Here is a 24,456-nt window from a genome sequence, read left to right as displayed (position 1 = left end):
GCCTAAGTCTCTGCCACAAAAATTTCGCGCGGGATCTCGGCCAGCGGCACGCCGCCAGCTTCAGTGACTTCAAAGCTCTCGGTGATCGCCACACCCCAGTCAGGTGTCCAGAGACCGGGCATGAGGTGAAAGGTCATGCCTACTTGCAGCTCCGTGGTATCGCCGGGGCGCAGGCTCATGCTGCGCTCCCCCCAATCGGGTGGATAGCTGAGGCCGATGGGATAGCCGGTGCGATTGTCCCTTTTGTAGCCCGCACGCGCAAAGCTGTCATAGACGCAGGCGGCGACCTCTTCGCAGGTGGCACCGGGTTTGGCCGCTGCAAAGGCATCCTCAATTGCCCGCAAAACTGCCTCTTCGGCGCGGCGGATGTCTGCAGGCGGCGTGCCCATGTAAAGCGTGCGGCTGGCGGGGCAATGGTAGCGGTGAAAGCAGCCTGAGATTTCAAAATAGGTCGCTTCGCCAGAGCGTAGCGGGCGGTCGTTCCACGTGATATGTGCGGCAGAGGCCTCTGTGCCAGAAGGTGCGATGGGGGCGATGGCGGGGTAGTCGCCGGCGATCCCGTCTATGCCCGCAATACCGGCGGCTTGCACCTCCGCGACCAACTCGTTTTTACGGCGGCCTGCGCGAAAGCCGGCACGCAAAGTGGCATGCATATGCGCGGTGAGCTGTCCGGCTTTGCGCATCATCGCCAGTTCGGCAGGGCTTTTCACCGCGCGCTGCCAGTTCACGAGGCTGGTCGCATCGGTGAGCGGCCCAAACGCCTCCGTCAGCACCGCATGGGATTTGGCGGAGTAGTAGTAATTGTCCATCTCCACGCCGATGCTGCGGGTCAGCCCGCGCGCCTGAAGATGCGTCACCAGCGCCTCATAAGGGTGATGGTCGGGGTGTTGGACATGGGCCTCCGGCCAATCAAGGAGGTTATCTGCCGACAGCCATGTGGTTTGCGCCGCGCCAGCCTTGTCCTGCGGGCGGCCCCACCAGATCGGATCACCCGCCGCAGGGACAATCACCGCCTGCGGCACGTAAAAGCTCCAGCCGTCATAGCCGGTGAGCCAGGCCATGTTGGAAGGGTCCGCCACAATCAGCGTGTCGATGCCTCGCGCCGCCATGGCGCGGCGGGTCTTGGTCAGCCGGGCGCTATATTCTTCTGCGGAAAAGTCAGTGGCGGGCATCAGAGATCGATGGCCTGCATAACCTTGGGTTCGATGACCTCCACATCCGGCAGACCCGCGCGCAAATCATCAGCGGATTGCGCCAGAATCGGGAAGGTGCGGTAGTGGCACGGGATCACGATTTTGAAGTTGAAATAGCGCTTGGCCGCATAGGCGGCGCCTTTCATGTCCATGGTGAAGTGACCCCCTGCGGAGAGGATGCCGATGTCGGGCTGATAATAGTCTCCCATCCAATCCATATCGGCCATGATGTCTGTGTCACCGGAGATATAGACCGTGTGTCCTTCCGCCTTCAGCATATAGCCCACTTCCGAGCCTGCCGCCTTTGGGCCTTCATCGCTGCCGAAGGTGGAGCTGTGGGACGCCGCAACCATGGAGAGGGTCACCCCGTCTCCCAGCTCCACCGTGCCGCCTTTGTTAAAGCCGATGGTTTCCAGATGTTCGTGTTCATTCCAGTAGGCCATCAGGTCATATTGGCCAACGATGGGGCAGGACAGCTTGCGGGCAAGGGGCAGCATGTCGGCCACATGGTCAAAATGCGCATGGGTCAGAATGAGATGCGTCGCCCCTGCGACAGCGGCCTCATGCTGATCCTCAAGCAACATCGGATTGCCGGTCAGCCAAGGATCGATCAGCAGCACCAGATTGGCGGTTTCAATGCGAAAAGAGCCATGCCCCAGCCAGATGATTTTCATACTGTTTCTCCTTCTGATGTATGGTCAGACTAGCACGGGCGCGTGACAAGAAAAGAGATCAGGACGGAAGGGGCAGGCCACATGGATTGGACAGCGCAGGTGGACGCCTATTGTGAGCGCATGGGCCCGGCTTTCTGGGCGGAACCCGTGAATGCGGTGACAAATGCCGCCTTTGTTCTGGCCGCGCTCTGGATGTGGGGACGTCTGCGCGATGTGCCTGTGGGCAGTGGGAAAACACTGGCGCGCACGCTCTGTGTCATTCTCGCGCTTATCGGCATTGGCAGCTTTCTGTTTCACACCTACGCGACGCGCTGGGCCGGAGTGGCGGATGTGGCGCCGATTGCGATCTATGTGCTGCTCTATATTTACGCGGCCAACCGGCACTACTGGCGGCTGCGCCCGCTCTGGGCCATTGTCGCCACGCTCGGCTTCTTTCCTTATGCCGCGCTGACCATCCCGCTGTTTTCCCACCTGCCGCTGCTTGGGGTCTCGGCCGCCTATATACCGGTGCCCGTGATGATCCTCGCCTATGCTTTCGCGCTGAGAGGGCGCTTGCCCACCGTGGCGCGCGGCTTGGCGATTGGAGGTGGCCTTTTGCTTGCCTCTCTCACCTTCCGCTCGCTCGATATGCCGATGTGTGAGGCGGTGCCCTTTGGCACCCATTTCATGTGGCATGTGCTCAACGGGATTATGCTGGGCTGGATGATTGAGGTTCTGCGCCGCCATCTTGTGCAACAGGCCGATCCGCGCGCGCAGTGAGGCCAAGCGCTTGCACCGCTGCGGTGCGCGCGCTAAAGGCTGAGCATACGTTCGCAGAAAGCCCGCAACAAAAGAGTCTTGCCCCATGTCGATTGATGAAAGCACCGCCGCCAAAGTGGCCAAACTGGCCCGCATCAAGGTTGAAGAGAAAGACCTGCCCGCGCTGGCGCAGGAATTCAACGCTGTGCTGGGGTTCATTGAGCAGCTCAACGAAGTGGATGTTGAGGGTGTGGAGCCGATGGTGTCCGTCACCCCGATGCGCCTGAAGCGCCGCGAGGATGTGATTTCCGATGGCGATCAGCAGGAGAAAATCCTGAAGAACGCGCCGGACGCGCGTGAAGGCTTCTTTGCCGTGCCCAAAGTGGTGGAGTGATCCGGCCCACGCCGTTGATCCGATCCTGACCACCTGACCCGAATTTTGCCCCAGAGAGAGGCGACCGAAATGACCGAATTGACCAAACTGACGCTGGCAGAAGCACGTGACAAACTGCGTGCGGGCGATGTGACCTCTGTTGAGCTGACCGAATCTTTCCTGAAAGCCATCGACGAGGCGGACGCGCTGAACGCCTATGTGCACAAGACGCCGGAAATCGCGCTTGAGCGCGCCAAGGCTGCGGATGCGCGCATTGCAGAAGGCGACGCGCCGGACATGTGCGGCCTGCCGATTGGCATCAAAGATCTGTTCTGCACCAAAGGTGTCGCGAGTCAGGCGGCCAGTGGCATCCTCGAAGGCTTCAAGCCCGAGTATGAATCCACCGTCTCCCAGAAACTGCAGGATGCTGGCGCGGTGATGCTCGGCAAGCTCAACATGGATGAGTTTGCGATGGGCTCTTCCAACGAGACCTCTGTTTATGGCAACGCGGTGAACCCATGGCGTCGCGGCAATGATGACACTGCGCTGACCCCGGGTGGTTCTTCCGGCGGTTCCGCAGCCGCTGTGGCGGCAGACCTCTGCCTTGCAGCCACCGGCACCGACACCGGCGGTTCCATCCGTCAGCCTGCGGCCTTCACTGGCATCACCGGCATCAAGCCGACTTATGGCCGTTGTTCCCGCTGGGGCATCGTGGCCTTCGCCAGCTCGCTCGATCAGGCAGGCCCGATGACCAAAGACGTGCGCGATGCGGCGATTATGCTGGAAGCCATGTGCGGCCATGACGCCAAAGACAGCACCAGCGCAGAACTCGCCGTGCCAAACTTTGAAGCCATGCTGACCGGCGACATTCGCGGCAAGAAGATCGGTATCCCGAAAGAGTACCGCCTTGATGGCGTGCCTGCGGAGATCGACAAGCTCTGGCAGGACGGCATCGACATGCTGAAAGCGGCCGGTGCTGAGATCGTCGACATCTCCCTGCCGCACACCAAATACGCGCTGCCTGCTTACTATGTGATTGCGCCTGCGGAGGCCTCTTCCAACCTCGCGCGCTATGACGGTGTGCGCTATGGCCACCGCGCCACTTTGGCGGCAGGTGACGGCATCACCGAGATGTATGAAAAGACCCGCGCCGAAGGCTTTGGCCATGAGGTGCAGCGCCGTGTGATGGTCGGCACCTATGTGCTGTCCGCAGGTTTCTATGACGCCTACTACAACCGCGCGCGCCGCGTGCGCACGCTGATCAAGCAGGACTTCGAGAACGTCTTTGCCAAAGGCATCGACGCGATTCTCACACCGGCCACCCCGTCTGCGGCCTTTGGTCTGGGCGAAATGTCTGAAGCCGATCCGATCCAGATGTATCTGAACGACGTCTTCACCGTCACCGTGAACCTCGCCGGTCTGCCGGGGGTTTCCGTGCCAACGGGCCTCGATTCCCAAGGTCTGCCGCTGGGTCTGCAGCTCATCGGGCGCCCATGGGAAGAAGGCGATCTGCTGAACACCGCTTACGCGCTGGAGCAGGCCGCCGGATTTGTGGCCAAACCCGGCAAATGGTGGTAAGTCTGCCGCCAAGCAATAAGCAGGCAGAGCAGAGATGACACGGACATTTGGGGCAATCTGCGCCGTTGTGGCGCTGGCGGCATGTCAGCCGCGCATTCCCGACAGCGCGGCAGGCGTGGGTTTTGACAATGCGGTGAACGCGCCACAATCGCAATCACAGTATGATGGCGCCCGTGCCGGTGGCGCGCTGCCACCCGCGCAGGCGGTCTCAACCGAGACCGTGCCCGCCGCCCCTCAGGTAACCACCGCTCTGCCGGCTGCATCGTCTGCGCCAGCGACCCCGCTGGCCACCACGGCCACGGCAGCGCCGCAGCCTGCCTCAGAGGCGGCAGCGATCGCCAATGAAACCACTGCGGCGTTGGCGGCGGCTTCGGCCAACTCCGGCGTCTTGCCGCTTGAGGCCAGCCCGTCAAACCCGGCACCGCAGGTGTTCTCCAACCCCGGCATTTCGGATGAAAACGATTTTGCCGCCGTGGGAGAGCGTCGCTCGATTGAGGCAGACGCCGCCTTGCGCGCTCAGAATCAGGCCAACTACACCGTGATTGCGCCCACCGCCGTGCCGACACGCTCTGGCGAGCAGGGCCCCAATGTGGTGGCCTATGCACTGGCGACAAACCATCCGCGCGGCACCAAAGTGCACAGCCGACTGGGGCTGACCGGTGCTTCGCGCTATCAAAAAGCCTGCGCCAAATTCTCCAGCGATCAGGCCGCCCAATTGGCGTTTCTGGAACGCGGCGGCCCGCGTGTGGATCGTCTCGGCGTTGACCCAGACGGCGACGGCTATGCCTGTGAATGGGATCCAAGCCCCTTCCGCAAGGCTGCACGGAACTGATCTCTTGGCATCGCGCCTGCAGATCTCCCAATGCTCCTCCCCGAATTTCGGCCCGCGCCGCGGTGAGGCGCGCCCGGAGCTGATTGTGATCCACTACACCGCAATGGCGAGCACGCAGGCCGCCATTGACTGGCTGTGCAATCCAGAGGCGGAAGTGTCGGCGCATTACGTGATCTCTCCCCAAGGGGATGTGACCCAGCTGGTGGCAGAAGAGATGCGCGCCTGGCACGCCGGAGCCGGACAATGGCGGGGGCAGGGGGATGTGAACTCCCGCTCCATCGGGATCGAGCTCTCAAATCACGGCGACCATCCTTTTGCCGCGCCCCAGATGGCCGCGCTGGAGACACTTCTTGGCGGGATCATGCAGCGCTGGGATATTGGCCCGGCAGGGGTCATTGGCCATTCCGATTTGGCTCCGGGCCGCAAGATTGACCCCGGCCCGCGTTTTGACTGGCGACGGTTGGCGCGCCAGGGGCTGGCGGTCTGGCCGGATGATGCGCCCGCAACGCAGGATTGGGCAGAAGGCGCGGCGTGTTTTGGCTATGATGTTGACAACGCGGCCAGCTTTGCCGCCTTCCGCGACCGGTTTCGCCCCTGGGCTTCCGGCCCCTGCGACGCCGAGGACGGCCGCATCGCCGCGCGGCTTGCCTCCGCAGTGCTGTCCTGACTTCATTCTGCCAAAAATACTCACTGCGCACCATCTCTCCCGAATGCGCCGCAAACGGGGGGCGATTGACCTCTCCGCTGCAACCCCCTACACCGCCCTTGCACAGAGGGCTGGATGGCCGCAGGGGCGCAAGCCCGTGAGGAAAGTCCGGACTCCACAAGGCAACGGTGCCGGGTAACGCCCGGCCGGGGCAACCCGAGGGAAAGCGCCACAGAGAACAGACTGCCCTGATCCGTCAGGGTTAAGGTGAAACGGTGGGGTAAGAGCCCACCGCGCGGCTGGCAACAGCAGCGGCACGGCAAGCCCCACCGGGAGCAATGCCAAATAGGGATCGCGCGTGGCGTCAGTCACAGGGGTGTCTTGCCCCGAGCAGATCCGGGTTGGCAGCTGGAGGTGTCTGGTAACAGGCATCCTAGATGAATGGTCATCGGCGCCGGGGCAACCTGGCGCGACAGAATCCGGCTTACAGGCCCTCTGTGCAAATATCTTAGCCTTCGTTGGAGTGCCCCAGCGTTATGCAGGAAATCTGCTTGCGGCGCGCAGCCTTCACATGGCTAGAATACAAGAAAAACGGACCAAAGTTGGTATGAGTGTTATTGAGGAAATCGCCTTTCGGCAAAATCTGCGTCTGATTTTGTTGGCGGTGGGTGTGCTGGCCGCGCTGATCTACGGTGCATTTTACTGTTATCGGCCGCAAAGCCTTGCAAAATCCATTGTCAAAACCATCCCGTTGCTCGCCTGGGCCGGGGCTGTTGCAATCAGTTTCGGGGCCGGCACCATTGTGGTTGCGCTTGTGCTCTCAGCCATTGGCGATCTGGTGCTGTCACGGGATGGCGAGCGGCCGTTTCTCTGGGGGCTTGCCGCCTTTGGCTTGGTGCATGTAGCCTATACCGTGCATTTCTGGATGCTGGGGGGCAGTGCGATCACAGCGTCGCTGCTGTTTCCCGCGATCGTGGCCCTTGGCCTCTCCACCGAGATCTGGCTCAGCCCCTACACAGGCACGTTGCGCTGGATTGTGCGCGGCTATGTCGTGCTGATCTGCGCCATGGGTGTGGCCGCTCTTGGGCTCGACATGCGGGTCTGGGCGATGGTCGGGGCAATGGGCTTTATCCTGTCAGACACCATTCTCGCGATGCAGCTTTTTCGGATGAAACCCAACACCGGTCTGCATCATCTCACCTCCGTCGCGGTCTGGGCGTTTTATGCGGTCGGACAGTTTCTCATCGTGGCCGGGGTCGGCTGGCAGACGCCGCTCTTTTAAATCCTGCAAATTCAGACTAACTGAGTCCCAACAGTTTCGGAGACCCACATGGCGTTTTTCTCAAAGCTCAAGGACAGGTTGTTCAAATCCTCTTCCAAACTGGATGAGGGGCTGGAGGCGATTGTCGAAGATGGCGGTGAAGTGGAGGCAGAAGCCCCCGCAGAATCCCACGCTACGCAAGAGCCATCCCCTGAGGCACCGGCCGCGTCTAGTGCCCCCACCACTGAAACGCCTGCTGAAGCGCCAACCCCCGTTTCAACACCCGCGCCAAGCCCGGCCCCAGCGCCCGCACCCAAACCTGAGCCGCAAGCTGCACCTGCCCCCAAACCAGGCCTGCTGTCGCGCCTGACCGGACAGGGCCGCAGCGCGCCTGTGGTGAAGCGTGAGCTTGACGACGACATGCTGGAGCAGCTCGAAGAGCTGCTGATCGCCTCTGATATGGGGGTGGACACCGCTTTGCGCGTCACCGCGAACATCGCCGAAGGCCGCATGGGGCGAAAGGTTTCCACCGCAGAGATCAAAGGCCTTCTGGCGGGCGAAGTGTCCCGCATCATGGAAACCGTGGCGCGCCCGATGCCGCTTTATCCGTCAAAGCCACAGGTTGTGCTGGTGGTTGGCGTCAACGGCTCCGGCAAAACCACCACCATTGGCAAGCTCGCCAGCCAGTTCCGCGCGGCAGGCAAATCCGTGGTGATCGCTGCGGGCGACACCTTCCGCGCCGCCGCTGTGGAACAACTGCAGGTTTGGGGCGAACGCGCCGGTGTGCCGGTGCTGACCGCGCCGGAAGGCTCTGATCCGGCAAGCCTCGCCTTTGATGCCATGACCAAAGCGGAGGCCGAAGGGGCGGATCTTCTGATGATCGACACCGCTGGCCGTCTGCAGAACCGTCAGGATCTGATGGAAGAACTCGCCAAGATCGTGCGCGTGATCCGCAAGAAAGACCCGGATGCGCCCCACAACACACTTCTGGTGCTGGACGCCACAACCGGTCAGAACGCGATCAGCCAGGTGGAGACCTTCCAGAAGCTCGCAGATGTCAGCGGCCTTGTGATGACCAAACTGGACGGCACCGCCAAAGGCGGCATTCTGGTCTCGCTGGCGGATAAATTTGGCCTGCCGATCCACGCCATTGGCGTGGGGGAGCAGATTGATGATCTGCAACCCTTTGATCCGGAAGAGTTTGCCACGGCCCTGATCGGCGTGGAGCAGAGCTGATCTTCCTCTTGCCTGAAATATCCTCCGGGGGTCCGGGGGTGGAAAACCCCCGGCGCTTGCGCGCGGCGGATGACACAGAATGAGCGCATGGCTTGTGTCGCTCGCAGGGACCGAGGCCGGACAGCAGCTCGCGCTGATCCTGGCCGTGTCCGCCGCCTTCCTGCACGCGGTTTTTGGCGCGCTTCAGAAGGGGCGGCATGATCCCTGGCTGACACGCGGCGCGATTGATTTCAGCTACGGAGCAATGGCGCTGCCGTTTGCGCTGTTTGTGGTGCCTTGGCCGGAGCCGCATATGTGGCCGATCTTTGCCGGGGCCTTCGTGATCCACACCGGCTACAAGCTGTTGCAGGGCTGGGCCTACACCAAAGGCGCCTTCACCGTGGTCTATCCGGTGGTGCGCGGCACGGGCCCGTTTTTCACCGTGATTGGCGCCTATCTGATCTTTGGTGAAACCTTTAGCGCGGTGCAGTGGCTGGGCGCGGCCGTCCTGATGTCGGGCATTCTGGGGCTTGCGGTCTATAACATGGTTTTTATGACGGAAGGCCGCGATACGCTCGTCTCTGCCATGGTGCTCGCCGTCTTCACCGGATTGTTCGTGGCGCTTTACACCACGTACGATGCCTATGGCATTCGCGCGACTGCAGACCCATTTACCTTCTTGGCGTGGTTCTTTTTCATCGACGGTCTGGTGTTTCCGGTCATAGCCGCGCGCCGCTGGCGGCGGATGGAAAACCCGCCCACATTGGGCCCGCTCATGACGCGGGGCTTCTTTGGCGGGCTGGTAGCCTTTGCAAGCTTTGGCTCGGTAATGCTGGCCACGCGGCTTGATAAGGTTGGCGAGGCCGCCGTGCTGCGGGAGACCTCGCCTGTGTTTGCGGCGCTGATTGGCTGGCTGGTGCTGAAAGAGACCGTGGGCCCGCGCCGGATTGCCCTGATGGCATTGATTGCGGCCGGGGCTGTGATAGTGGAAATGGGCGGATAGGACGCCTGAGGAGAGGAAACGCGCGATGGCAGAGAAGAAGATCAATCCGGTTTTTAAGATGGTGCTGGAGATGGGCCCGATCGTGGCCTTCTTTGTGGCCTATATGCGGATGCGCGATCAGACTTTTGCCGTTGGCGGCACCGAGTATGACGGCTTCATTCTGGCCACCGCCGGCTTTATCCCGCTCCTGACCCTGACGACGGTGATCCTCTGGCGTCTGACCGGCAAGATCAGCAAGATGCAAATCGCCACGCTTGTGCTGGTTGTGGTGTTTGGCGGCCTGTCGGTCTGGCTCAATGATGAGCGCTTCTTCAAGATCAAGCCCACCATGATCTACCTGCTGTTTGGCGGCATCCTTGGCTTTGGGCTGCTGCGCGGACAGAGCTACCTGAAAGTGGTCATGGAAGAGATGATGCCGCTTAAGGAAGAGGGCTGGGTGCTGCTCACCAAGCGGCTGACCTATTTCTTCTTTGGTCTCGCGGCACTCAACGAAATCATCTGGCGCACCCAAACCACCGACACTTGGGTCTATTTCAAGACCTTCGGTCTGACGGCGGCGGTGTTTGTCTTCTTCATGACGCAGGGCAAGATCTTTCAGGATTACGCCATTGAAGAAGACACCAAAGAAACCTGATCCGGCTTAGGCCTCGGTCCCAAACAGGTCGGCCTGCACCCAGGTGTCAGAGCGGTCTGCGCGCAAATCTGCGTGCAGGGCGCGGCCCCGGCGCAGGGCAGGGCGGTCCCACAGGGTTTTCAGCCAACGCGCCATATGGGGTTTGTCCTCAAGGGTTTGTTCCTGCCCTTCCCAGAGCGAGGCCCAACCCCAGATCGCCATATCCGCGATAGAGTAGAAATCTCCGGCGACATATTCGTTGTCCGCCAGACGCCGGTCGAGCACGCCGTATAGTCGCGCGGCCTCGGAGCGATAGCGATCCTTGGCATAGGCAATGTCTTCAGGCGCGTATTTGAGGAAGTGGTGGGTCTGTCCGGCCATGGGGCCAAGGCCGCCCATCTGCCACATCAGCCATTCTTCCACCGCGATCCGGTCGCGTTCGCTCTGTCCCATGAACTGGCCGGTTTTGCGCGCGAGATAAGTCAGGATCGCGCCGCTTTCAAACACGGAAACAGGTTTGCCATCCGGGCCGTCCGGGTCGACAATCGCGGGCATCCGGTTGTTGGGCGCAATGCGCAGGAAATCGGGCGCAAACTGATCGCCTTTGCCGATGTTGATCAGATGGGTTTCATAAGGCAGCCCCATCTCCTCCAGCGCGATGGAGATTTTCCAGCCGTTTGGCGTGGGCCAGTAGTAAAGATCAATCGGGTCAGATGACATGGGCGCTCCTCCTGAGATGTGCGCCATGATGCCGGTTTCGCGCGGTGCCGCAAGAGGGGGTGCTGAGACAGCCTTTTGAGGCGGCAGGGAGTAAAGCAAATGTGACCGCAGCGCTGCAGCCTTGACCTTTATAGAGCTGAGGCGTAAAGCGCGGGCGTGGCGATTTGTTACCGGATTGCGGGCCACGTAAAACATGCCGCTAAAGAGGTCAGGATGAAGGAGCCCCCTTCCGCTTGGCCGGAACGGGGCTTTTTATTTGGGCCAGCCAGAGACGGCCCGGGAGATGATGACATGAGCGATTGGAACAAACGCACGAAGCTTGTGCACGGCGGCACGCGGCGCAGCCAGTATAACGAGGTGAGCGAGGCGATCTTCCTCACCCAGGGGTTTGTCTACGAGACCGCAGAGCAGGCCGAGGCGCGCTTTATCGAAACCGGACCGGATGAGTTCATCTATGCGCGCTATGGCAACCCGACGGTTGCGATGTTTGAAGAACGCATTGCCGCGCTGGAAGGGGCAGAGGACGCCTTTGCCACCGCAAGCGGTATGGCGGCTGTCAGCGGCGCGCTGACCTCGATACTGCAGGCCGGTGACCACGTGGTCTCCGCCAAGGCGCTGTTTGGCTCCTGTCTCTATATTCTTGAAAACATCCTCGCCCGCTACGGTGTTGAGGTGACCTTTGTGGATGGCACCGATCTCGCGGCCTGGAAGGCGGCGATGCGGCCCAACACCAAGGCGGTGTTCTTTGAAAGCATGTCCAACCCGACGCTTGAGGTGATCAACGTCACCGCCGTGGCGCAGATCGCCCATGAGGTTGGCGCGCTGGTTGTGGTGGACAATGTGTTCTCCACCCCTGTCTTCAGCTGCGCCATCGAGCAGGGGGCCGATGTGGTGATCTACTCCGCCACCAAACATATCGACGGTCAGGGCCGCGCTCTGGGTGGTGTGGTGCTTGGCACCAAAGACTTCATCCGCGGCACGCTTGAGCCCTACATGAAGCACACCGGCGGCAGCATGAGCCCGTTCAATGCCTGGGTGATGCTCAAGGGTCTGGAAACCATTGATCTGCGGGTGCGGGCACAGGCGGAAAGCGCGCTGGCCATTGCCGAGGCGCTGCAGGATCATCCGGCGCTGGCACGCACCATCTATCCGGGGCTGGCAAGCCACGCGCAGGCGGCACTGGTGCAGAAGCAGCTGGGTGGCAAAGGCGGCACTGTGCTGTCCATCGACCTTAAAGGCGGGCGTGAGGCGGCATTCAAATTCCTCAACGCGCTGGAAATTGCGGTGATCTCCAACAATCTCGGCGATGCAAAATCCATTGCCACCCATCCGGCCACCACAACGCACCAGCGTCTGTCGGATGCGCAGAAAGACGAGCTTGGCATCACGCCGGGTCTGGTGCGCTTCTCGGTTGGTCTGGAAGACACGCAGGACTTGATTGTTGATATTTCCCGCGCACTTGAAGCGGCCCAAAGCTGAGCCCATGTAATCGTGATGCAGGAGCGGCGCTTGAGGCAGACACTCGGGCGCCGCTCTTTTCTTTGGGGCGCGAAGTATGAACCAAGATGCCGTTTTACGCGTATTGGAATTCGAAATTAGCTATTTTTTCCCTGACGGACTAAGGTAGTCAGGGTCAGGACGCAAAGGGTGCTTGGTCATGAACATTCAGTCTCCCAAGAATGACGGGAAAGTGACGCTGGAAGAAGCCGAAGACGCGCTCGCGCGGCTGCGCTCATGGGCCCAGACCGCCTCCGTGACCGAGATCGCAGAGCTTGACCCTGCCATTTCCCGCCTGCTGCCCGATCAGCCTCTGGTCAATTACCCGTCGCTCTCACGCGAATATCCGCATGATTTTGAAGCGACCCCGGACTATCGCGCTACCCTGCCGGACCTGCAGAACGGCCCTTCCAGCCTGATCAAAGGCGAGAAGCAGCAGATCCAGCACGTCGGGATTTCCAATTTCCGCCTGCCGATCCGGTTTCACACCCGCGACAATGGCGACATCTCGCTGGAAACCAGTGTCACCGGTACGGTGAGCCTTGAGGCCGACAAAAAGGGCATCAACATGTCCCGGATCATGCGCTCGTTTTACAAACACGCCGAAAAAACCTTCAGCTTTTCTGTGATGGAGGCCGCGCTGGCGGATTACATCACCGATCTGGAGAGCTTTGACGCCCGCCTGCAGATGCGGTTTTCCTATCCGATGAAGATCGAGTCCCTGCGCTCGGGCCTTTCGGGATATCAGTACTACGACATCGCGCTGGAGAAGGTGCAGAATGGCGGCACGATGCATAAGATCATGCATCTGGACTATGTCTATTCCTCAACCTGCCCCTGCTCTCTGGAGCTGAGCGAGCACGCGCGCATGTCCCGTGGTCAGCTTGCCACCCCGCATTCGCAACGCTCTGTGGCGCGGATCTCTGTGGAAGTGGTGGATCAGCCCAAACTCTGGTTTGAGGATCTGATTGATCTGGCCCGCGCCGCGGTTCCGACAGAGACGCAGGTGATGGTGAAGCGCGAGGATGAACAGGCCTTTGCCGAGCTCAACGCCGCAAATCCAATCTTTGTGGAAGACGCCGCGCGCCTGTTCTGTGAACAGCTGAAAGCCGATCCGCGCATCGGAGATTTCCGTGTGATCGCCAGCCATCAGGAAAGCCTGCACAGCCACGATGCGGTGTCGGTGCTGACGGATGGGCCGCTCTTTGCCGCTGAAAGCCTTGATCCCAAGCTTTTCACCACGCTGTTCCACGTGGGCTGACCAAACCACCTAGTGTGGGCGTCGGCCGAAAAGGGTGGCGCACAGACTGTTTTCGCCAAGCGCAAACCGCTCTAGTTGCTTGACAGCGGCTTTGGCAAACGCCAACGCTGCGCCCATGCTAGACTTGCGACCTGTTGGATATGTCATCGGCCTGCTGGTGGCCATTTTGGGGGCGACCATGTTCGTGCCCATGGCGGTGGACCTGATTGACGGCACCCGCCATTGGGAAGCCTTTTTTGTCAGTGCTGTTGTGACCTGTCTGACGGGCGTGCTGGTGTCGCTGTCCTGTCACAACGGGCGCGGCAACGGGCTGACCCTGCAACAGACCTTCCTACTGACCACCGGTGTCTGGCTGGCCCTGCCGCTGTTTGGCGCGCTGCCTTTCATGTTTGGCGCAACAGAGGCGCGTGTGGTGGATGCGGTCTTTGAATCGATGAGCGGACTGACCACGACCGGTGCCACCGTGTTTTCCGGTCTGGAGGAGCTGCCGCGCGGTATGCTGTTGTGGCGGGGCTTGCTGCAATGGCTTGGCGGTATCGGCATCATTGTGGTCGCCATGGTCTTTTTGCCCGAATTGCGGGTCGGCGGGATGCAGATCTTCCGCTCTGAGGGCTTTGATACCATGGGCAAGATCCTGCCCCGTGCCACGGCCATTTCGGGCCAGATCTCAACCATTTACGCGGGGTTGACCTTTGCCTGCATGCTCGCCTATATCGTCATGGGCATGGCGCCCTTTGATGCTTTGGTCCATGCGCTGACCACGATCTCCACGGGTGGTTTTTCCACCTATGATGCGTCCTTTGGGGCGTTTTCCGGCCCGCTGGAATATGTCGCCACGCTGTTCATGATCCTCTCCGCCCTGCCGTTTGTGCGCTATGTGCAAATGGTCAACGGCAACACAACGCCGCTGTTCAAAGACAGTCAGGTGCGCCTCTTTCTGCTGACCATTGCCATTCTGGTGGTGATGTTCACGCTGATCCTGACCACCTTCTTCCCCCACAGCTGGGAACAGGCCTTCCGCGAGGCGCTCTTTAACATCACCTCCATCATCTCCGGCACCGGCTATGCCAGTGTCGACTACATGAACTGGGGCTCTTTCATCGTCGCCATGTTTTTCTTTATCGGCTTGATCGGCGGCTGCGCGGGCTCCACCGCCTGTTCGGTGAAAATCTTCCGCTATCAGCTGCTCTTCTCTGCGATCCGTGTACAGCTGCGCCGCATTCAGCACCCCTCAGGCGTCTTCATCCTGCGCTATCAGGGCCGCAAGGTGGACGAAGAGGCGCTGAACTCGGTGATGACCTTCTTTGTCTTCTTCACCGTGAGCCTTGGCGCGTTGGCTGTGCTTCTGAGCATGACCGGTCTTGATTTTGTCACCTCGCTCTCCGGCGCGGCCTCCGCGATTGCCAATATCGGGCCGGGGCTTGGCGACATTATCGGCCCTGCGGGCAATTTCTCATCTCTCAATGACACGGCCAAATGGCTTCTGTCGGCTGGTATGTTGCTGGGCCGGCTGGAGCTGCTGGCGGTGTTTGTTCTCTTTACAGTTCAATTCTGGAGGGCCTGATGGCAACGACTGGGCAGGAGATGCGCCCCTTGGGAGCGCAGATTTCGCACATGTTGAAAGCGCGTGGCGTGGATGTGATTTTTGGCATCCCCGGCGTGCACAATGTGGAGATGTACCGCGGCATTGAAGAGGCGGGCATCACCCATGTGCTGGCGCGCCATGAGCAGGGCGCGGGCTTTATGGCTGACGGCTATGCCCGTGCGAGCGGCAAGCCGGGGATGGCCTATGTGATCACCGGTCCGGGGCTCTGCAATATTCTGACCCCTCTAGGGCAGGCCTATTCCGACAGCGTGTCGGTGCTGACTCTTTCCAGCTGTCTGGACGAACACGTGGGCCATCGCGGGCAGCTTCACCAGATGCGCGATCAGCGCGGGGCAGCTGCCACCGTGTGTGACTGGTCTGAAGAGGCGCGCACAGCCCGCGCCGCCTATGATCTGATCGACCGTGCCTTTGTGGAATTTGAGGGCAAACGGCAGCGCCCCAAACACATTCAGGTGCCCATTGGTCTTCTTGGCAGCATGGCGGTTGAGGCGAGCGCGCATGCCCCCGGTGCCGTCAGCGCAGAGTCCAGCGTTTCTGGCGCGCCAAATCTGGCAGGTTTGGAGGATAAGCTCGCAGCTGCACGAAAACCGCTCTTTGTCTTTGGCGGCGGATTGGTGGCGCACGGGCAGCATGCGCGCAACGCCACGGTGGATGCCGCCGTGCGCGAGCTGCTGCGACGCAGCGGAGCAGCGGCGTTCATGACCTACGCGGGCTGTGGCCTGCTGTCTGCGGATGAGCCTCTGAGCTTTGGCACCTATCTCGGTCGCGGCGAAAGCGAGCGCATCATTGGTGGTGCGGATCTGGTGATCGCCATTGGGACGGAACTATCTGAATGTGACCTGTGGCGCGACACATTGGGCCATCAGGGCAGTTTGGTGCGGGTTGATGTCGATCCAGAAGTCTTGGCCGACCGCCACCGCGCTGACATCACCTTCCAATGTGACGGCAAACAATTTGTCGAGGCCTTGTTGAGCACTCTCCCGGAGGCAGCCGCAACGCCCAAGTGGGATGTCGCAGAGATCGCCAAAACCAAGGCCCGCTTCCGCGCTGAAACGGATGCAGAGCGTCCCGGAATTGCAGAGATCTGCGATGCGCTTGGCGATGTGATGCCGGATGAGGCGATGATCTATTCGGATATGACACAGTTTGCCTATGTCGCCAAAGAGGTTTGGCACATGCCTTGCTCTGGGTTTTGGCATCACCCCACCGGCTTTGGGACGCTGGGTTATGCGCTGCCTGCCTCCATTGGCGGCGCAATGGCGCGTCCTGGCAAACCCACGGTCTGCATCGCGGGTGACTATGGCTTTCAGTACACCGTGCAGGAACTTGGCGCCGCCGTGGAGATGAAGCTGCCGATCCCGATCCTTCTGTGGGACAACCACAAGCTCAAAGAGATCGAAGACAGTATGGTCGAAAGCCAGATCGCCCCGAATGCGGTGATCGCGCACAATCCGAATTTCTGTCAGCTCGCGGAAAGCTATGGCTGTCTGGCGCAGGAACCCGCTTCGCTCAAAGAGCTCCAGCAGGCTCTGACCAAGGCGTTTGAAGCAGATCGTCCAACCCTGATCCGCATGACATCCGCATTGTCCGCCCGCTAAGAGGAGCGTATTTAAACAAAAAAGGCGGCTCCATTTGGGGCCGCCTTTTGCATGTGAGGGGGAGAGGTCTTACCAGCAGCTGACCAGTACAGTCATGTCGCTGGCGCGTTTGCTGAGATCCTCAGGCGCGAGGCTTTGGGCGCTGCTTGCCAGACCCGCGTTGATGCCTTCTTGCGCCAGCAAGGCGCGCAGCGCATCAGAGTTGACGGCAAAGTTCACGTCACTTGGCAGCTGCTGGGCGCTCTGGGCATCCCGTGGCAGCAGCATGCCAAAAACCGCGCCGCCTGCGTCAAACACCGGGCCGCCCCAGTCGCCGGGTTCGATCTCAAGCGCCAGCCGTGCCAGCTCGCGCTCACCGCGCAGGCCTTTCACGTCCGCCAGTTTGCCAAAGGTCACGGTGGGGGCTCCCAGCGCGCCTTCAAAGGAGTAGCCAGCCACTGCCACATCCGATTGGATACGCGGCGCACCGTCGCGCAATGCGGCCACATCAATCGGCGCGAGCGGGCTCACGGGGGCGAGAATGGCAACGCCAAGCGCCTCATCCAGCACGGCGACCTTGGCGTCGTAATCTTCTTCGATGGTGATCTTGGAGCAGCTCTGCACCGCTTCCGCAGTGGTCAGCACATGGCCGTTGCGGTCAATGAAGAAGCCGGAGCGTGATTGCTTGGGTTTGCGGATCTGAAGCCCCGCCAGCAGATCGATGTCCTGCGCGGTGCTGTCGCCCGCGGCCGGATCCAGAGTGCCGCCAAGACGGGTGAAGCTTGCGCGCATTTCGCCAAGGATACGTTTGCGGCGCTCTTCATCGCCATTGGGCCAGACCAGCGTGAAGCCTTTGACTTCGCCATCCTCCAGCGACACCTCTGTGTGGCTGATCACCTGACCGTTCTGACCGGTCAAAACGAAGCTGCTTTTCTTGCGCTCACGCGGTCCGTTCAGCGGCACGATTTCGAGCGTCTGCATGATGTCATAGAGGCCAAACAGCGTGTTCTGATCGCCTGCCTGACTGATCAGCAGCACCTTCGCAGGGCCGTTTGCCGCCTCATATTGCACAAACGGGTATTCAGCACCTGTCTTGGACACGGCGCCCAGCGGCACCAGCATCTCAATGCCCGCGTCCAGATCGCGCACCACCTGAAGGTCCATGCCTTCCAGCACGGCGTAATATTGCTGGCGCAGCGTGTCGCGCTGACGCGTGGTCAGAACGCCGGTTGCGTCAAACCCGTTGTCGGCTTGCCAATTCGCCATGGAGGCGCGGGTGCCACGGCCAAAGGCGCCGTCAATTGCGGAATTGTAGTAACCGGCCCACTGCAGCCATTCCTGAAGGCGCATCTTTTCTGCGCGAGTCAGCTGAGCTTCGCTGGCGCGGGCTTGGCCCACGGTTTCATCCGGCAGCTGCTGCACCACAGGCTGTGTTGGCTCAGGAGTGGCTTCAACCGGTTGCTCGGTGATCTCCACGCTGGCGCTCTGCTCAGCCTGCGCGCCCGGCGTGATGCTTTCCGGATTGGTCAGCAGATTGGCCCCCACAGGCCAGAACTGGCTGCGATAGTCGCGGGACAGGGCGATGTAGCTGTCAATCGGGATCAACCCTTCAGAGCGGTACACCCGCAGCACGTTCTCGGCGTCTTCCCGGCGGTATGGCCCCAGTGCCACCGCATACCAGCCGCCGCCAAGCGAGAATCCGTTTACGTCATCCATCCGTTGGGCATAGCCGCGAATATTGGCGCTGGCTTCGGTGAGGCTTGGGCGGGCTTCCAGCTGGACCCAGACGATGTCATCCTGAGAAGACTGTGCGAAGAGGGCGGAAACGCTGAAAATGAGCGCCGCAAACAGCGACAAAACAGTGCGCAACATAGTGGTCGTAGTCCCTAAAACTCGTGACGTTGGTAGTTCTCGGCCTGTTTAACAGGTTCTTGTACTCATGCACCTCTATTTTACGCCATGCTGCAATTGACCCCGCGAAGGGTTGCGCATAAGCAAGACCCGCGTTTGTAAGGGGCATAAAAATGGCACATAGCGACAGCAAACCTCGCAGCTTTCAGGAGATCATTCTGCGGCTTCAGAATTACTGGGCCGAAAAAGGCTGTGCCATCATGCAACCCTATGACATGGAAGTGGGCGCAGGCACGTTCCACCCGGCCACCACCTTGCGCTCTCTGGGCAGCAAATCCTGGGCCGCAGCCTATGTGCAGCCGTCGCGCCGTCCGACCGACGGGCGCTATGGGGAGAACCCAAACCGCCTGCAGCACTACTACCAGTATCAGGTGCTGATCAAACCGAGCCCGCCCAACCTGCAGGAGCTTTATCTTGGCAGCCTTGAGGCCATCGGCATCGACATGGAAATGCACGACATCCGCTTTGTTGAGGATGACTGGGAAAGCCCGACCCTTGGCGCGTGGGGCCTTGGCTGGGAAGTCTGGTGTGACGGGATGGAAGTCAGCCAGTTCACCTATTTCCAGCAGGTCGGAGGGCACGATTGCCATCCTGTGTCCGGTGAGCTGACCTATGGTCTGGAGCGTCTGGCCATGTATGTTTTGGGCGTCGATCATGTGATGGATATGCCTTTCAACAGCCCAGATGCGCCTATTGCGTTGAAGTATGGCGACGTTTTCAAGCAGACCGAGCAGGAATACAGCCGCTGGAACTTTGACGTGGCCAACACCGACGTGCTGCTCAAACAGTTTGAAGAGGCCGAGGCCGAGTGCGAGAAGATCCTCGCGCAGGAGTATATGGATCCCAAAACCGGCAAGCGCATCATCATGGCGCATCCGGCCTATGACCAGTGCATCAAGGCCTCCCACCTGTTCAATTTGCTCGATGCACGTGGGGTGATTTCTGTCACCGAGCGTCAGGCCTATATCGGCCGCGTGCGCGCGCTGGCCAAACAATGCGCGGATGCGTTTGTGCAGACAGAGGCAGGTGGCTACGCGGCGTGAGGCTTATGCTAGGCAAAGCCCGGCAACAGCACTTTCACGCCGTCCGCGACCATTTCAATCGCGATGGCGATCAGGATCAGCCCCATAAGGCGCGTCATAATGGTGCGCGCCGTGGCGCTCAGATGCTTGCCAATATTGCCTGCAAACAGGAACACCACCGCCAAAAGCCCGACCACCAGCGCAACGCAGGCCGCGTAAATCGCCCAGCCGGTCGCGCCACTGGCCTGATGGGCATAGAGAATCAGTGTGGTCATCGTGCCGGGGCCCACCAGCATGGGGAAGGTCATCGGATAAAACGCGATGCTCTCCACCGGCGCCTTGGCCACGGCGGCTTGCTCATGTTCGGTGCCATGATGCGCGCTGCTGTTGTTGCCGTTCAGCATGTGAAAGCCGATCTGCAACAGCACCAGCCCACCCGCGACGCGAAACGCGTCCACCGAAATGCCAAAAAAATCGAGGATGGCGGAGCCCGCCACGGCGACAATCGCGCAGGCAATGCTGGTGTAGACCACCACCTGAAGCGCGGTTTTGCGCTGCGCGGGGGGCGCAAGCTCCTCTGTCAGGCTCAGGAAAATCGGGAGATTTACAAACGGGTTCATGACCGCAAAAAGGGCCCCGAACATGGCCACGGCAAAGCTATCGGGCATCACAATCTCTTGGTAGGTTCAAATCAACTCAATCACTTGGCTTTGACTGTGCGCCGCGCAGCGGTTTCGCGCAACATAAGCCTGACGGAAATTCAGGGGGCAACCGCATGACGGGCAAATTGCTGGGAGGTGTGATCGTGCTGACAGCTTTGGTGGGCGGGATCGCCATGTATTGGCTGCAAATCTATGGCTACTACGACGAGGTGCGCGTGTCTGACCTCAAAGATGACGTGCAGCTCACCCTGCTGGTCAGCGAACAGCCGGAGCCCATTCTCTATGAGGACTTCAAGGCGATTGATAGCGAAAGCTCCCCGATCCGCTATCGCGCCTGTTTCACCACCCCCATGGGCGCACCGCTGCTGACAGAAACCTACATGCTGCTGGAGAAGGCGGAGCCGCGCAATGCGCCGGGCTGGTTTGACTGTTTTGACGCCAAAGAGATCGGCGCGGCGCTGGAAAGTGGCGAGGCGCTCGCGTTTTTGGGTGAAAAAGAGGTGCAATACGGTATTGACCGCATCGTCGCCATTCTGCCCGATGGGCGTGGATTTGCCTGGAACGAAATCAACGCCTGTGGCGAAATCGCCTTTGACGGAAAACCTTTGCCGGATCACTGCCCGTCAAAACAGTAGGAGCACAGCCAAGTGCCTGAGATATTTGTCTTCCCCGAATTCATCACCTCGACACTTGGCTTTGCAGTTTACCTGCTGGGCGCGCGCCTGACGCGCGAAGTGGCCTTTCTGCGGGAATTCAACATTCCCGAGCCTGTCACCGGCGGGCTGATCGCCTCGACCTGCTTTGCGATTTATGCCGCGCTGTCAGGGCAATCGCTGCATTTTGAGGTCGCCGCGCGGGACTATCTTCTGGTGCTGTTCTTTGCGGGCATCGGCCTCAATGCGCGCCTGTCTGATCTTTTGCTGGGCGGGCGGGTGTTGCTTTTGCTGCTGGTGCTGACGCTTGGTACGATCCTCATTCAGAATGTCGTTGGCATCGCAGGCGCGCAGCTCTTTGGTCTGCCTGCGCAAACCGGCGTGCTCTTTGGCTCGGCTTCGCTGATTGGCGGGCATGGCACGGCGATTGCCTGGTCGCCCAATGTGGCCGAAGTCACCGGCTTTGCCAGCGCCCCGGAACTGGGCGTGGCGATGGCGACCCTTGGGCTGATTGCCGCCTCACTGATTGGCGGCCCAATCGCAAAATATCTGATCTCGCGCCACAATCTCTCGCCCAGCCGCCCCGATGACGGCGACGTGGTTGGCGTGGCTTATGAGGATGAGCGCGACGGCCTGGAAATCACCCATGTGAGCCTGATGCGGGTAATGTTGGCGCTGCATCTGGCGATTATTCTGGGCTACGCCATGCATGGCGTGCTGCAACAGCTGGGGCTGATGCTGCCTTTGTTTGTGCCCTGTCTGATCAGCGGCATCATTCTGGCCAACCTGCGGCCCATTCTGGCGCCCAAGATCCCTTCTGTTGCGCGGACGCCTAGCTTGGCCATTGTCTCGGAATTTGCGCTTGGCACCTTTCTGGCGATCTCGCTGATGACCATGGATTTCTCCACCCTGAGCGAGGCGGGCTGGGCGATTGTTGTCACCCTTGTGGTGCAGACCGCGGCCACCATCGCGCTGGTGATTGTGATCCTGTTCTATGCCCTCGGGCGCAACTACACGGCGGCGGTGCTGGCAGCGGGCTTTGCCGGCTTCTCACTGGGCGCAACCCCCACCGCCATCGCCAATATGACCGCCGTGACCAAGAGATATGGCCCGGCCCCCATCGCTTTTGTCGTTTTGCCCTTGGTTTCGGCGTTTTTCGTCGATATTGCCAACGCGGTAGTTATTCAGACCATCGTGAACTTCTAAGGATCCGTCATGCCTGATCTCTTGATCGAACTCTTTTCTGAGGAAATCCCCGCCCGCATGCAGGCGCGGGCCGCTGAAGACCTGAAAAAGAAAGTGACGGATGGTCTGGTCGAGGCCGGTTTGACCTATGCCCACGCACGCGCCTATTCCACGCCGCGCCGTCTGACACTGGCGCTCGAAGGCCTGCTGGCCGAAAGCCCGACCGTGAATGAAGAGCGTAAAGGCCCGAAAGTTGGCGCGCCTGACAAAGCCATCGAAGGCTTCTTGCGTGGCGCAGGTGTGGCGCGCGAAGATCTGGAAGAGCGTGAGACCCCGAAAGGCGCGGTCTACTTTGCCACCATCACCAAGCCGGGCCGCCCGGCGGCAGAGATCGTGGCCGAGGTGCTCGAAGACACCATTCGCAATTTCCCATGGCCCAAATCCATGCGCTGGGGTGCAGGCAGCCTGCGTTGGGTGCGCCCGCTGCATTCGATCCTATGCATTCTGTCCGCAGAGGACGGCCACAGCATTGTGCCGCTCGACATCGACGGGATCACCTCTGGCGACACCACTGAAGGCCACCGCTTCATGGGCGAGGGCCGCTTTGCCGTGACCAGCTTTGAGGACTACGAAGTCAAGCTCAAGCGCAGCAAAGTGGTTCTGAACGCCGAAGAGCGCGCCGAAACCATCTGGAACGACGCCACCAACATGGCCTTTGCCCAAGGTCTCGAAGTGGTCGAAGACAAAGGCCTTCTGGCCGAAGTGGCCGGTCTGGTTGAATGGCCGGTGGTCCTGATGGGTGACATCGCAGAGGATTTCCTCGGCCTGCCACCTGAGGTGTTGCAGACCTCGATGAAAGAGCACCAGAAGTTCTTCTCCGTGAAGAACCCGAAAACCGGCCGCATCGAGAAATTTGTGACCGTTGCCAACCGTGAAACCAAAGACGACGGCGCCACCATTCTGGCGGGCAACCAGAAGGTGCTGTTTGCGCGTCTGAGCGATGCGAAGTTCTTCTGGGAAAACGACGTGCGTACGGTGCAGGATCAGGGCTTTGAGCCTTGGGTTGAGAAGCTCGAAAACGTGACCTTCCACGCCCAGATCGGCAGCCAGGGCGCGCGCGTGATGCGGGTTGCCGATCTTGCGACCACGCTGGCCCCATCGGTGAAGGCCGATCCGATGCTGGCGCAGATGGCCGCGCAGGCCTGTAAAGCCGACCTGAGCTCGGAAATGGTCTATGAGTTCCCGGAACTTCAGGGCCTGATGGGGCGCTATTATGCGCAGGCGGCCGAGCTGCCTGCGGAAGTTGGTCAGGCCAGTGAAGAGCATTACTCCCCGCTGGGCCCATCCGATGACGTGCCAACCGCCCCTGTGTCTGTGGCTGTGGCCATGGCAGACAAGCTCGACACGCTGTCAGGTTTCTGGGCGATTGATGAAAAGCCAACCGGCTCCAAAGACCCGTTTGCCCTACGCCGTGCGGCCTTGGGTGTGATCCGTCTTGTTCTGGAAAACGGTCTGCGCATCAACCTGTTGGACATCACCCAGACCGCCGTTGCGGCCCTGCTGAAAGTGGATGACTGGGAAGCGGCTGCCAAGGCGGCTGAGGGCGACGAAGCCAAGCACATGGAAATGCACGCCGCTCAGGCGCGCGGCATTGCCAATGCAGCGCCTCAGGATCTGCTCACCTTCTTCCATGACCGTCTCAAGGTCTATCTGCGCGATCAGGGCATCCGCCACGATGTGATCGACGCCTGCATCGCGATGCCCGGCAACGATGATCTGGCGCTTCTCGTGGCCCGCGCCCGCGCGCTGCAGGATTTCATGTCCACCGAGGATGGCGAGAACCTGCTGCAGGGCTTTAAGCGTGCCAACAACATCCTGAGCCAGGCCGAAGAGAAAGACGGTGTGGAATATTCCTTTGGCGCAGATGTGAAATTTGCCGAGGACGACAGCGAGAAGGCCCTCTTTGCCGCGCTTGATGGGGCGGAAGGGGCGATCTCTTCGGCCATCGAGACCGAAGATTTCGCGTCAGCCATGTCAAACATGGCCTCGCTACGCGCGCCGATTGACGCGTTCTTTGAAGCGGTTCAGGTCAACAGCGACAACGAAGTGGTGCGGCGCAACCGCCTCAACCTTCTGTCGCGCATCCGCACAATCTGTCTGCAGGCCGCAGATCTGACACGTGTGGAAGGCTAAGGCGTAGTTCTACGTGCGAGGCAGCTAAGACTTGCCTCGCGCC

General features: G+C 60.5%; 22 protein-coding genes, 1 other RNA gene and 1 riboswitch. Of the genes, 18 read left to right on the top strand and 5 right to left on the bottom strand.

Going from position 1 to position 24,456, the window contains the following annotated elements:
* Positions 1–2: 2 nt before the first annotated feature.
* The gene (locus J7399_RS05110) at positions 3–1,172 is read right to left on the bottom strand and encodes a M24 family metallopeptidase (RefSeq protein ID WP_209084468.1); all 1,170 of its coding nucleotides are present in this window, start codon (positions 1,170–1,172) and stop codon (positions 3–5) included.
* Positions 1,172–1,867, bottom strand: a complete 696-nt coding sequence (locus J7399_RS05105) for a metal-dependent hydrolase (RefSeq protein WP_209084467.1) — start codon at positions 1,865–1,867, stop codon at positions 1,172–1,174. The genes J7399_RS05110 and J7399_RS05105 overlap by 1 nt, the downstream gene beginning before the upstream one ends.
* Before the next feature lie 81 nt (positions 1,868–1,948).
* On the opposite strand from J7399_RS05105, the gene J7399_RS05100 reads away from it, so the two are divergent.
* The 10 genes from J7399_RS05100 (at position 1,949) to J7399_RS05055 (ending at position 10,147) form a co-directional block, all read left to right on the top strand.
* Positions 1,949–2,626 carry a ceramidase domain-containing protein gene (locus tag J7399_RS05100; RefSeq protein WP_209084466.1) on the top strand — a complete coding sequence of 226 codons (678 nt, stop codon included), beginning with the start codon at positions 1,949–1,951 and terminating at the stop codon, positions 2,624–2,626.
* A gap of 85 nt (positions 2,627–2,711) precedes the next feature.
* Positions 2,712–2,999 carry an Asp-tRNA(Asn)/Glu-tRNA(Gln) amidotransferase subunit GatC gene (gene gatC / locus J7399_RS05095; protein WP_058239744.1) on the top strand — a complete coding sequence of 96 codons (288 nt, stop codon included), beginning with the start codon at positions 2,712–2,714 and terminating at the stop codon, positions 2,997–2,999.
* Positions 3,000–3,068: 69 nt separating this feature from the next.
* Complete coding sequence (gene gatA, locus J7399_RS05090) at positions 3,069–4,556, top strand: Asp-tRNA(Asn)/Glu-tRNA(Gln) amidotransferase subunit GatA (RefSeq protein ID WP_209084465.1); 1,488 nt, start codon at positions 3,069–3,071, stop codon at positions 4,554–4,556.
* A 34-nt stretch (positions 4,557–4,590) separates the two neighbouring features.
* The gene (locus J7399_RS05085; RefSeq protein ID WP_209084464.1) at positions 4,591–5,388 is read left to right on the top strand and encodes a hypothetical protein; all 798 of its coding nucleotides are present in this window, start codon (positions 4,591–4,593) and stop codon (positions 5,386–5,388) included.
* 4 nt (positions 5,389–5,392) lie between these two features.
* Positions 5,393–6,055 (top strand): N-acetylmuramoyl-L-alanine amidase, encoded by a 663-nt coding sequence (locus J7399_RS05080; protein ID WP_247742726.1) that lies wholly within the window; start codon positions 5,393–5,395, stop codon positions 6,053–6,055.
* Positions 6,056–6,157: 102 nt separating this feature from the next.
* Positions 6,158–6,537: RNase P RNA component class A (gene rnpB / locus J7399_RS05075), an RNA gene on the top strand.
* Between the two features lie 68 nt (positions 6,538–6,605).
* Positions 6,606–7,316 carry a lysoplasmalogenase gene (locus J7399_RS05070; RefSeq protein WP_209084462.1) on the top strand — a complete coding sequence of 237 codons (711 nt, stop codon included), beginning with the start codon at positions 6,606–6,608 and terminating at the stop codon, positions 7,314–7,316.
* A gap of 48 nt (positions 7,317–7,364) precedes the next feature.
* Positions 7,365–8,531: a signal recognition particle-docking protein FtsY gene (gene ftsY, locus J7399_RS05065; RefSeq protein WP_209084460.1), complete on the top strand. Its 1,167-nt coding sequence runs from the start codon at positions 7,365–7,367 to the stop codon at positions 8,529–8,531.
* Positions 8,532–8,610: 79 nt separating this feature from the next.
* Positions 8,611–9,513, top strand: coding sequence for an EamA family transporter (locus J7399_RS05060; protein ID WP_209084458.1), 903 nt, complete (start codon positions 8,611–8,613; stop codon positions 9,511–9,513).
* A gap of 25 nt (positions 9,514–9,538) precedes the next feature.
* Positions 9,539–10,147, top strand: coding sequence for an inner membrane-spanning protein YciB (locus J7399_RS05055; RefSeq protein WP_209084457.1), 609 nt, complete (start codon positions 9,539–9,541; stop codon positions 10,145–10,147).
* Between the two features lie 6 nt (positions 10,148–10,153).
* Here J7399_RS05055 and J7399_RS05050 read toward each other — a convergent pair whose 3' ends face one another.
* Positions 10,154–10,846, bottom strand: coding sequence for a glutathione S-transferase N-terminal domain-containing protein (locus J7399_RS05050; protein ID WP_209084456.1), 693 nt, complete (start codon positions 10,844–10,846; stop codon positions 10,154–10,156).
* A 146-nt stretch (positions 10,847–10,992) separates the two neighbouring features.
* Positions 10,993–11,070: riboswitch (SAM riboswitch) on the top strand.
* A 67-nt stretch (positions 11,071–11,137) separates the two neighbouring features.
* Between J7399_RS05050 and metZ the strand changes: the two genes are divergently transcribed.
* From metZ to J7399_RS05030, 4 genes are all read left to right on the top strand, one after another.
* A complete protein-coding gene (metZ, locus tag J7399_RS05045) occupies positions 11,138–12,325 on the top strand; it encodes an O-succinylhomoserine sulfhydrylase (protein ID WP_209084455.1) in 1,188 nt (395 codons plus the stop codon).
* A 178-nt stretch (positions 12,326–12,503) separates the two neighbouring features.
* A complete protein-coding gene (folE2, locus tag J7399_RS05040) occupies positions 12,504–13,604 on the top strand; it encodes a GTP cyclohydrolase FolE2 (RefSeq protein ID WP_209065201.1) in 1,101 nt (366 codons plus the stop codon).
* Between the two features lie 115 nt (positions 13,605–13,719).
* Positions 13,720–15,168 carry a TrkH family potassium uptake protein gene (locus J7399_RS05035; RefSeq protein WP_209065200.1) on the top strand — a complete coding sequence of 483 codons (1,449 nt, stop codon included), beginning with the start codon at positions 13,720–13,722 and terminating at the stop codon, positions 15,166–15,168.
* Positions 15,168–16,808, top strand: a complete 1,641-nt coding sequence (locus J7399_RS05030) for a 5-guanidino-2-oxopentanoate decarboxylase (RefSeq protein ID WP_247742725.1) — start codon at positions 15,168–15,170, stop codon at positions 16,806–16,808. Before J7399_RS05035 ends, J7399_RS05030 begins: the two co-directional genes overlap by 1 nt.
* Before the next feature lie 69 nt (positions 16,809–16,877).
* On the opposite strand, the gene J7399_RS05025 is transcribed toward J7399_RS05030, so the two are convergent.
* Complete coding sequence (locus J7399_RS05025) at positions 16,878–18,659, bottom strand: trypsin-like peptidase domain-containing protein (RefSeq protein ID WP_209084454.1); 1,782 nt, start codon at positions 18,657–18,659, stop codon at positions 16,878–16,880.
* 152 nt (positions 18,660–18,811) lie between these two features.
* On the opposite strand from J7399_RS05025, the gene J7399_RS05020 reads away from it, so the two are divergent.
* Positions 18,812–19,741, top strand: a complete 930-nt coding sequence (locus J7399_RS05020; RefSeq protein ID WP_209084453.1) for a glycine--tRNA ligase subunit alpha — start codon at positions 18,812–18,814, stop codon at positions 19,739–19,741.
* Between the two features lie 8 nt (positions 19,742–19,749).
* On the opposite strand, the gene J7399_RS05015 is transcribed toward J7399_RS05020, so the two are convergent.
* Positions 19,750–20,388 (bottom strand): MarC family protein, encoded by a 639-nt coding sequence (locus J7399_RS05015; RefSeq protein WP_209084452.1) that lies wholly within the window; start codon positions 20,386–20,388, stop codon positions 19,750–19,752.
* A gap of 107 nt (positions 20,389–20,495) precedes the next feature.
* Between J7399_RS05015 and J7399_RS05010 the strand changes: the two genes are divergently transcribed.
* The 3 genes from J7399_RS05010 to glyS are packed head-to-tail and all read left to right on the top strand — an operon-like array spanning position 20,496 to position 24,413.
* Positions 20,496–21,017, top strand: coding sequence for a DUF6446 family protein (locus J7399_RS05010; protein ID WP_209084451.1), 522 nt, complete (start codon positions 20,496–20,498; stop codon positions 21,015–21,017).
* A gap of 12 nt (positions 21,018–21,029) precedes the next feature.
* A complete protein-coding gene (gene gltS, locus J7399_RS05005; protein WP_209084449.1) occupies positions 21,030–22,241 on the top strand; it encodes a sodium/glutamate symporter in 1,212 nt (403 codons plus the stop codon).
* 9 nt (positions 22,242–22,250) lie between these two features.
* Positions 22,251–24,413, top strand: a complete 2,163-nt coding sequence (glyS, locus tag J7399_RS05000; protein ID WP_209084447.1) for a glycine--tRNA ligase subunit beta — start codon at positions 22,251–22,253, stop codon at positions 24,411–24,413.
* Positions 24,414–24,456: the final 43 nt, after the last annotated feature.

The organism is Shimia sp. R9_1 (assembly GCF_017743775.1).
GTDB lineage: Bacteria > Pseudomonadota > Alphaproteobacteria > Rhodobacterales > Rhodobacteraceae > Shimia.
This window is presented reverse-complemented; position numbering and strand designations above follow the sequence as displayed.